The organism is Nocardia sp. NPDC050718, from assembly GCF_040654235.1.
GTDB lineage: Bacteria > Actinomycetota > Actinomycetes > Mycobacteriales > Mycobacteriaceae > Nocardia.
This window is the reverse complement of sequence record NZ_JBFAHQ010000001.1, coordinates 952,646-961,899: the sequence shown is the minus strand read 5'-3', so window position 1 is coordinate 961,899 and position 9,254 is coordinate 952,646. Positions and strand designations below refer to the sequence as shown.

Below are 9,254 nucleotides of genomic sequence, written 5' to 3'. Positions count from 1 at the left end.
CCCAAACCTCGCTTCCGGAACACCTGCGCAGGCGCTCCCCGACGACACCGGAACGCAGGCGCCTCAGCTGTAGAACTAGCGTGGCGCCTGCGTCTCGGGTTCAGTTCTCGAAATCAATCAGGCAAAAAATGTCCATTGGCACTATCTGTCGGCCCGTCCGATCGGTTACATGGCCGAGACCATGCCCACGTCCGTCGGACCGGCAGCGCCGGTGTGCTCGTCGCAAACCATCGCACCAATCTACCGGTGCGCTCCCCCGGCAACCAACCACGTCCATAGCGACGCGGCATAGACCCAGGTAGACCGTCGCCACCCCGTTAGCTGACGCTTGTCTGCGTCCTCACATCGTCGCGAGAGCCCTTCTGCGCCGCGGGGAATGAGGCGTGGATCACACCAACCGGTCTGTCTCGACGGGCGCGCGCAAGCGGGCAGGGTCGTAGAGGTGGGACTGGGCGCAGTCGATCGCGGGGGTGAGGGCTCGGCCGACCAGGATGACGGCGGCTTGGCGGAGGTCGGCGGCTTCGACCCGGTCGGCGATGTCGGTGAGGGTGCCGCGCAGGATCAGCTGTTCGGGCTGGCTGGCGCGGTAGACCACGGCGACCGGGCAGTCGGGGCCGTACTCGTCGATCAGTTCCTTCGCGAGGACGCGGACGCGGGTGATCGCGAGGTGCAGGACCAGGGTGGCGCCGGTGGCGGCGAAGGCGGCCAGGGCCTCGCCCTCGGGCATCGCGGTCGAGCGGGCCCGGGTGCGGGTGAGGACGACCGATTGGACGACCTCGGGGACCGTCAGCTCGGTGCCCAGCGCCGCGGCCGCGGCGGCGTAGGCGGGGACGCCGGGGGTGATGTCCCAGGGGACGCCGACGGCGTCGAGGCGGCGGACCTGCTCGGTGAGGGCCGAGTAGATCGACGGGTCGCCCGAGCAGAGCCGGGCGACGTCGCGCCCCGCCCGGTGGGCGCGCACGAGGTGGTCGGTGATCTCGTCCAGGTCGAGGCGCTGGGTGTCGATCAGTTCGGTGCCGGGCGCGCAGTGGGCCAGCACCTCGGGGTCGAGATAGGTGCCCGCGTACAGGCAGACCGGGCTGTCGCGCAGCAGGCTCACCGCGCGCACCGTGAGCAGGTCGGCCGCGCCGGGGCCCGCCCCGATGAAGTGCACCGTCATGCCAGCAGCGTAGATCGCGACCCGCCGGTTCCCACCCGCGGTACCGGGCCCCGCGACCGTGTGACGTCGGCCGGTGGATCGGCGGGCAGGTCCGGCCCTGGCGCTGTCGGCCACGCGGTCCGGCACACCGGCACCAGCCCGCCCGTGGCCCACGGTAGGCGGCCGATGCGGTCGCCCGGTTCACCCGAATCGGATGAACCGTGGCACGCTCAGCGCGCCCCCGGCCGCACGAAGGTCGATGCGAGCTGCAGGTTGTTCCTCGGGTTCAGGTCGGTGCCGGTGCTCGAGACGTGCAGGAACGAGGTGATCAGCGCCAGTCGCCGTGGTGCCTCCAGCACGACGGTGAAGGTCCTGGTCTCGCCCGCCTCCAGGGTGGCGAGGCGGAACCGGACGTGGGTCGGCTGGGCCTCGCCGCCGCCGGGATCGATCAGCCTGCTCCAGCCCTGGGTCGACAATCTGGCCTCGACGCCGGTCGCCTGCCGACCGCCGACGTTGGTGACGGTGACCGTCGCCGTCACCCGCTCGCCCGGGTCGGCGGTGCGCGGTATGTCGAGGCGGACGGCGACATCGCCGGGATGGTCGCCCGGTGACTGGCCCGCTCGCAGCACCCACAGTGTCGTCGTGCCGCGGCTCGGCGCGACGCCGGTGGCCGGGTCGCCGGAGTAGTCGGCGGTGACCAGGTGGGTGCCGAAGCCGAGGTGGGAGACGTCGACATCGCGGGCGATCGCGCGGCCGTTGTCGACGGGAACCGGCGCGCCGAGCGGTGTTCCGTCGGCGGCGAACTGGACGGTGCCGGTGTCGACATCGCCCGCGGGGTCACGGGCGACGGTCGCGGTGAGGTCGAGCTGTTCGAAGAAGGTGACCGGGTTGTGGCTCGCGGTCACCGTGGTCGTCGAGGTCGCGGTGTAGACGGTGAGGTCGGCCTCGGTCCGCGACTGGGCGTAGACGTCGTCGCCGAGATAGTGCGCCTCGACCGTGCCCGCGCCGGCGCGCAGCGGCGGTGAACCCGCCGTGCCGTCGGCGGCGAGGGTGACCGGGTCACCGAGCGGCGCACCGTTCTGGGCGAACTGGATGGCGCCGGTGGGGGTCGGCGCGTCCGGCTGCGGCGTCGGCACGGTGACCGTCGCGCCGACGACCGCACCCGCCAGCACCGGTGGCGGCGGCAGCGTCAGATGGATCTCGGTGGGTACCTTCACCGACTGCACCAGCAGGCCGACGCTGCCGAACACCGGCGCGAAGACCCGGGTCGGGTCGTCGGCCAGGTAGGTCGCCAGCACGTGGTGGGTGCCCGGTGACAAGCCGCTGATCGCGGGCAGCGTCGCCACCCCGTCGACCAGCTCGATCGGTCCCGGTGTCGCGACACCGTCGATCTCGAAGCGCACGTGCCCGGCCGGTGTGCCGAAGGCCGGTGTGGTGCCCGGCCGCTGGCCGACCTTCGCGCTGAAGCTCACCGGCTGACCGACCTGCGAGATCTGGTCGGGCGCGCTCGTGGTCACCTCGATCTCGGTCGGCACCTGGTCGTCGTGCAGCCGGAACACGGCGCCGCCGATCAGGTGGGCCGGGTCGTCGGTGGCCGCGGCCTGGACCAGGAAGCCGCCGGCCAGCTCCCCCTGCTGGGCGGCGGGCAGCGCGGTCAGGTCCACCTCGGCGAAGCCGTCGGCGTCGGTGCTCACCCGGGTGCTCTCGCCGCCGTCGGCGAACACCGCGGCGCGTGGCTGCCCGGCGGGCATCGAGAAGGTGATCGACTTGCCCGCCTGTGGTCCGTGGATCGCGTCGACGAACCGCACCCGCAGCGGCTCGGCGAACGGCTGCCCCGAGTACGCGCTCTGGCTGTTGCCCGAGATCAGTTCCACCCGGCTGCGTTTCGACGGAATCGGGACGATCAGCTGCACCTTGCCGTCGTTGAGCCGGTCGCGATTGCCGTAGCTGCCGTCGGGACCGTTGTAGAAGTGCGGCCGCTGCCCGGCGACCGGGACGACCATCGACTGGCCGCCCCCGCCACCACCGCCACCACCGTCGTTCCCGTCCTGGGCGCCGTGCCCCTTGCCGCCGCCGTGGCTGCCGCCACCGCCACCACCGCCGCCACCCCCGGTGGAGCTGCCGGTCGCGTGGCCGCCGTCGACGCCGCCTTCACTGCCGCCCTCGCCACCGAAGCCGCCACCGAAACCACCGCTGGTGCCGTCGCCGGGGCGTGGACCGCCGCTGCCGCCGTCACCGCCGCCTGCGCTGAAGCCGTTGCCGCCACCACCGCCGCCGCCACCCGCGACGACGACGGGCTCGCTGTCGCGCGACGGCCTGGTCCCGCACTCGGCCGCGTTCTGGCTCACCGCCGACGCCCCGCCGCCGCCCGCGCCGCTGTAGGAGGCACTGGAGTCGGCGGTGCCGCGCGCGCCGCCCTTGCCGTAGCCCCAGCCGCCGCCCGATCCGCCGTAGCGACCGACGTCGATCTTCAGTTGCTTGCGTTCCTGCACGGCGATGACCGCCTGCACGCCGCTGCCGGCGCCGCCGGTGCCGACATCGCCGTAGTCGTGGCCGCCGCCCGCGCCCGCCGCGCCGAGCACGTCGGCGAAGATCTCGTCGACGCCGTCACCGACGCAGTAGTACTGCGCGGCATCGCCGTGCACACCGAAGGTCGTCGTCCGGACGCCGTCGGCGGAGGTGAGGAACAGGACGTAGCCGTCGCCGGAGACCGAGGCCGTGGTCACGCTCGCCTTCGACAGGCTCGACGACGCGTAGGACGTCCCGCCACCACCGCCCGCGCCACCCGCGCCCGGCGCCGCGTGCGGGCCGTGCGAGATCGGTGTCTGCGGCCCCGCGGCACCACCGCAGCCGCCGCCCTGCCCGTCGCCGCCCTGGTAACCGCCACCGCCACCACCGCCACCACCACCGCCGCCGGTCGTGTCGAAGGTGTGGCCCGCGCCGCCCGCGCGGGGACCGCCGCAGGTGAGGCCGCTCGGTGTGGTGCCCGCCGGATTGTTCTCGCCCGCACCGCCGGTCCACGGCGGCCCTTCCTGCCAGCCGACCGCCGCGCTGCCGTCGCCGCCGTTCCCGCCGTCGCGCCGGGAGCCGCCACCGCAGTAGAAGAAGGTCGAATCCTGCACCGGCGACACCGAATAGCAGTCGGGCGCGTTGCCGCCCGCTCCGCCACCACCGCCCGCGACCAGCACCGGCGTGTTGTCGGCGCCGAGCACCGCCGACGCGCCACCGCCACCGCCGCCGTCCCAACCGCTCGAATACACCGTCCCGAAGTTGGTGACCTGATCGACCGCCTCGCCCCTGGCCCCACCCGAGGCGTACGGCGAGAACCCACCGTTCTCCCCACCCGCGCACCCGACCTGGACCTGGAACTCCTGTTCCGGCGTCACCCGCAGACCACCGCTGACCTGACCGCCGAGCCCACCGATCCCGGTGAAATTCGGGTTCGGCGTCTGCCCCTGACCGCCGACCGCCTCGATATAGAGGCTCGTCGTCCCGGCGGGCACCCGGTAGGTCTGCGACCGCGCGCTGCAATAGAACACGTCGATCGCGAGTCCGGACTCGGGATCGTCGAAGTGCTCGGACGCGCGCTCGACGGGCGGACCGGGCGGCTGCGACTGCGCGAGTGTCGCGGTGCCGACGACCAGCACCGCGCCGAGGGACGCGGCCAGCCAGGCCCGTGTCGCAGTTCGTCCGGCCATGCCAGAGCTCCGTTCGCCAGCGCCGTTGCCTACGAAACTTGACGAAACGGTAGCGGTGGTTCCGGCCTCGGCCCGGCAGCGACGCGCGTTTTTCCGCTGGTCATCGGGGTTGTCGACGGCGCGATCCGGCAGGCGGGCGGTGCCGCGGGCGGCGGGCAAGTAAGTTCGGAACCGACGGCGAGGGCCGACACGACGACAGGGGAACCGCGGTGCGGAATTCGGACACGACCACCGGCGCGCGCCGCGCCGCCACGGCGGGCATCGCGGTCGCCGCGCTCCTCGCCGCCGGCTGCGCGACCGGCGACAAACTCGACGGCACCGCCGTCGCCTCGACGGATGCCTTCGTGCCGAGCGCGGACAACCAGGATCCGTCCCGCGAGATCCCCGGTGTCGAGATCACCGAGTTCCCGCCCGGGCTGCACGTGACCAGCACGCAGCGGGTCGCCTACCCCGTGATCCCGCCGCTGGGCGGGCCGCACGACAGCCGGTGGGCGGCCTGCGACGGCGTCGTCTACGCGACGGGCGTGCGCACCGAGAACGTGGTGCACTCGATGGAGCACGGCGCGGTGTGGATCGCCTACAACCCGGACAAGGTGAGCGCCGAGGACCGCGCCGCGCTCGCCGCGCGGGTGACCGGCAAGCCGTACACCCTGATGTCCCCGATCCCCGGCATGGCCCATCCGATCTCGCTGCAATCGTGGGGCCATCAGCTGAAACCCGACAGCGCCGCCGATCCCCGGATCGACCAGTTCATCCTCGCCCTGCGCGAGAACCCCTACACCACCCCGGAACCGGGCGCGACCTGTTCGTCCCCGCTGTTCGACCGCACCAACCCGCCGCCGTTCGACCCGACCGCGCCCGGCCCCGACGCCGTCGACCCGAACAGCGACGGCAGCACGGCCCCCGGCCTGCCTACGCCGTCACCTGGAAGTGGGCGATGATCTTGGTCGGCCGCACCCGCACGACCAGCTCCCCCGCCACCCCGTTCCGCTTGCCGAACTCCTCGGCCTTTTCCTGACCCATGTAGCGCGCCGCGATCTCGGTCGCGGTCCGCACCAGCTCGTCGAGGTCCTCGGACAATGTCACCGTCCCCTGCACCTCCACCAGCGCGTACGGCGGTTCCTCCAGATCCACGCACAGCGCCACCCGCGGATCCCGCGCGAACGCCCGCCCCTTGGCCGTGTTCTTCCCGGTGTTGAAGACCAGCTCGTCCCCCTCGACGATGAACCACACCGGCGTCACCAGCGGCCGCCCGTCGGCACCGGTGAACGCCACCTTGCCGGTTCGTGTGCCCTGGGAAAGGAATTCGCGCACCTGGGGATCAGCGAGTGAGGCCATGCGATCAGGGTAGGCGGATGTCCGGGCGAACTCGGGCTGCGACCGCGCGTGTCAGATGGCGCCCTGTTCGCGGGCCGTGGCGACCGCCGAGGTGCGGGACTTGACGCCGAGTTTGGCGTAGATGTGGACCAGGTGGGATTTGACCGTGGTCTCGCTGAGGAAGAGTTGTTTGGCGATGTCGCGGTTGGACAGGCCCGCGGCGACCAGCCGCAGGACCTCGACCTCGCGGGGGCTCAGGGTGGTGTCGGCGCGGCGGACGCGGGTCATCAGGCGGGAGGCGACCGTCGGGGACAGGACGCTCTCGCCCGCGGCGGCGGCGCGGACGGCGGCGAGCAGTTCGGCAGGCGGGGTGTCCTTGAGGAGGTAGCCGACGGCGCCCGCTTCGATGGCGCCGAGGATGTCGGCGTCGGTGTCGTAGTTGGTGACCACCAGGACGTTCGGCGGGGTGGGCAGGGCGCGCAGGTCGGCGGTGGCGGCGGCGCCGGAGCGGCCGTCGCCGAAGCGCAGGTCCATCAGGACCAGGTCGACGGGGTCGGCCGCGCAGAACGCCACGGCCGCCTCCGCGTCGGCGACATCGCCGACGACGGTGATGTCGTCGGCCGACTCGAGCAGGGCGCGCAGCCCGGCCCGCACGATCGCGTGGTCGTCGGCGAGCAGCAGCCGGATCACGCGACCGCTCCCAGCGGGAAGGACACGGTGACCGCGGTGTGGCCCGGCTCGGATTCGATCGTCATCCGGCCGCCCTGCTGCTCGACGCGGCTGCGCATGGCCGCCAGGCCGAACGCCCCGGCGCGGGGTCCGGCCAGCACGGCGGGGTCGATGCCGACGCCGTCGTCGACGATGTCGAGGTGCACGTCGGTGTCGTCGTAGGTGAGGGTGACCCGCATGCGCCCGGCCCCGGCGTGCTGGACGACGTTGGCGACCGCGCTCTGCGCGATCCGCACCAGCGCGGCCTCCACCGGCATCGGCAGCCGCTCCGGCTCGCCCTCGACGAGCAGCTGGGTCGACAGCGCGGCCGACCGCGCGCGCTCGCAGATCCGGTCCAGCGCTTCGGCCAGGGACTGCCCGTCCAGCGCGGCGGGCGACAATTCGTCGATGAGCCTGCGGGTTTCGGCCAGGTCCTCGGCGGCGGTCTCGCGGGCGAGCCGGATCCGGTCCAGCGCTGGATGATCCGGCGCCGCCTGCTCGGCCGCGTGCAACAGCAGCTGGATGCTGCTGAGCCCCTGCGCGACGGTGTCGTGGATCTCCTTGGCCAGCCGTTCGCGTTCGGCCAGTTTGCCCGCGGTGCGTTCCTGTTCGGCGAGAATCGCTCTGGTGCCGAGCAATTCGTCGATCAGCCGCTCGCGCTCCACCGCTTCGCGATACAGCGCCTGATAGCCGAGCCCGATGCCGATGGCGACCAGCGCGCCGAGCACCGGCCCGACCACCGCGCCCACCGACCAGCCCCGGTGCGCCGCGAATCCGACGACACCGACCGCCGTCGCCACCACCACCGCGAGCAGGTTCCACGGCCGCGGCAGCAGATGCAGGTAGAGGAAGAACAGGCCGAAGGCGAGATACACCGCGTCCGGCGTGAGCCCGAGCAGCGCCAGCCACAGCACGGTCAGCGCGGCCAGCCACACCCCCACCATTCGCGAATCCCAGCCGGTCGCGTCGGCGGCGCGGGCCGAGGCGGGGACGCCGGCGGCGACCCGATCCCCCGAACGCCGGAGCAGCTCGGTGCCGGCGAAGTAGACGGCCAGCCAGACCACGGTCAGCACGACGACGCCCACACCGTGCCCACCCCCGCCGGGTAGCAGCGCCCGCACCGCGACCACCACACCCAGCACCGTCACCAGCACATGCAGGCCGAGCCGCAGCGTGGTGACCACCGGGGTCAGGGGGGACGAGTGCACCCGACCAGCTTATGTGCGGCTACCGGACCGGCATCCATCGAAAGGTGTAAACGCGGACCGACCTTGGGTGGAGCGCGTTTCGTGCGCCGGTGCGATGGCGGGACGGCCCTCGACGGCGAGAGTGGAGGCATGTTCGTCGCACTCCGAGACCTGCGCGCCGCCCGCGGCCGCTTCCTGCTGATCACCACCGTCGTCCTGCTGGTGGCGGTGCTGGTCAGTTTGCTGAGTGGGCTCACCGCCGGGCTGGCGCACCAGAACATCTCCGCGGTGCAGGGCCTGCGCGCCGACCAGGTGGTCTTCGCCGAGACCGGCGCCGATCCCTCCTTCGATTCCTCGGTGCTCACCGAGGAGCAGATCGCGCGGTGGCGCGCGCTGGGCGGGATCGAGGTCACCCCGGTGGGCATCTCCCGGGCCCGCGCCGAGCACGCGGGCGCGAGCCCGGAGCAGGTCGCGCTGTTCGGCGGCGACCCCTCGGCGTTCAGCAATCACCCTGCTACCGCGCCGGGCGCGGTGGTGCTGAGCTCCGGCGCCGCCCGCGAACTCGCCGCGGGCACCGGCGACACCGTGGTGCTGGCCGGGCACGAGTTCACCGTCGCCGACGTCGCGGGCGACGAGTGGTACAGCCACACCCCGGTGATCTGGACGAGCATGGCCGACTGGCAAGCCGCCAGCCCCCGGGCCGGTGCGGCGACCGTGCTCGCCGTGCTCGGCGACGACCCGCGCAACGGCATCGACGCCGAAGCCGGGACGCACACGGTGCCCGCGGCGAACGCGGTCGAGGCGATCGGTTCCTACCAGGCCGAGAACAGCTCGCTGACCCTGATGACCGTGCTGCTGTTCGCTATCTCCGCGCTGGTGATCGGCGCCTTCTTCACCGTGTGGACGGTGCAGCGCCAACCCGACATCGCCACCTTGAAGGCGCTCGGCGCGACCACCGGGTCACTGGCCCGCGACGCGCTGGCCCAGGCGGCGATCGTGCTCGTCACCGGGGTCGCGCTCGGGCTCGGCATCACGACGGTGGCCTCGCTGTTCCTCGGTGACGCCATGCCGTTCGTGCTGTCGCTGTCGACGACCCTGGTGCCCGCCGTGGCCCTCATCGCGCTCGGCCTCGTCGGCGCCGCGGTCGCGCTGCGCTTCCTGTTCACCACCGATCCGCTGACCGCGCTCGGCGCGACCCGCTGAAGG

At 72.8% G+C, this 9,254-nt stretch carries 7 protein-coding genes; 2 read left to right on the top strand and 5 right to left on the bottom strand.

Features of this window, described 5'->3' with window-relative positions:
* Window positions 1-388: 388 nt before the first annotated feature.
* Window positions 389-1,159: a precorrin-4 C(11)-methyltransferase gene (cobM, locus tag AB0H54_RS04585; protein WP_357342703.1), complete on the bottom strand. Its 771-nt coding sequence runs from the start codon at window positions 1,157-1,159 to the stop codon at window positions 389-391.
* Window positions 1,160-1,368: 209 nt separating this feature from the next.
* The gene (locus tag AB0H54_RS04580) at window positions 1,369-4,836 is read right to left on the bottom strand and encodes an Ig-like domain-containing protein (protein WP_357342701.1); all 3,468 of its coding nucleotides are present in this window, start codon (window positions 4,834-4,836) and stop codon (window positions 1,369-1,371) included.
* A gap of 209 nt (window positions 4,837-5,045) precedes the next feature.
* On the opposite strand from AB0H54_RS04580, the gene AB0H54_RS04575 reads away from it, so the two are divergent.
* A complete protein-coding gene (locus AB0H54_RS04575) occupies window positions 5,046-5,777 on the top strand; it encodes a DUF3105 domain-containing protein (RefSeq protein WP_357342700.1) in 732 nt (243 codons plus the stop codon).
* On the opposite strand, the gene AB0H54_RS04570 is transcribed toward AB0H54_RS04575, so the two are convergent.
* The 3 genes from AB0H54_RS04570 to AB0H54_RS04560 are packed head-to-tail and all read right to left on the bottom strand — an operon-like array spanning window position 5,749 to window position 8,069.
* A complete protein-coding gene (locus tag AB0H54_RS04570) occupies window positions 5,749-6,174 on the bottom strand; it encodes a PPOX class F420-dependent oxidoreductase (protein ID WP_357342698.1) in 426 nt (141 codons plus the stop codon). The two genes, AB0H54_RS04575 and AB0H54_RS04570, sit on opposite strands and share 29 nt — an antisense overlap.
* A gap of 51 nt (window positions 6,175-6,225) precedes the next feature.
* Complete coding sequence (locus AB0H54_RS04565; protein ID WP_357342696.1) at window positions 6,226-6,843, bottom strand: response regulator transcription factor; 618 nt, start codon at window positions 6,841-6,843, stop codon at window positions 6,226-6,228.
* Window positions 6,840-8,069, bottom strand: a complete 1,230-nt coding sequence (locus AB0H54_RS04560) for a sensor histidine kinase (protein ID WP_357342694.1) — start codon at window positions 8,067-8,069, stop codon at window positions 6,840-6,842. The genes AB0H54_RS04565 and AB0H54_RS04560 overlap by 4 nt, the downstream gene beginning before the upstream one ends.
* A 129-nt stretch (window positions 8,070-8,198) precedes the next feature.
* Here AB0H54_RS04560 and AB0H54_RS04555 point away from each other — a divergent pair, with 129 nt between their 5' ends.
* Complete coding sequence (locus AB0H54_RS04555; RefSeq protein ID WP_357342692.1) at window positions 8,199-9,251, top strand: ABC transporter permease; 1,053 nt, start codon at window positions 8,199-8,201, stop codon at window positions 9,249-9,251.
* Window positions 9,252-9,254 lie beyond the last annotated feature (3 nt).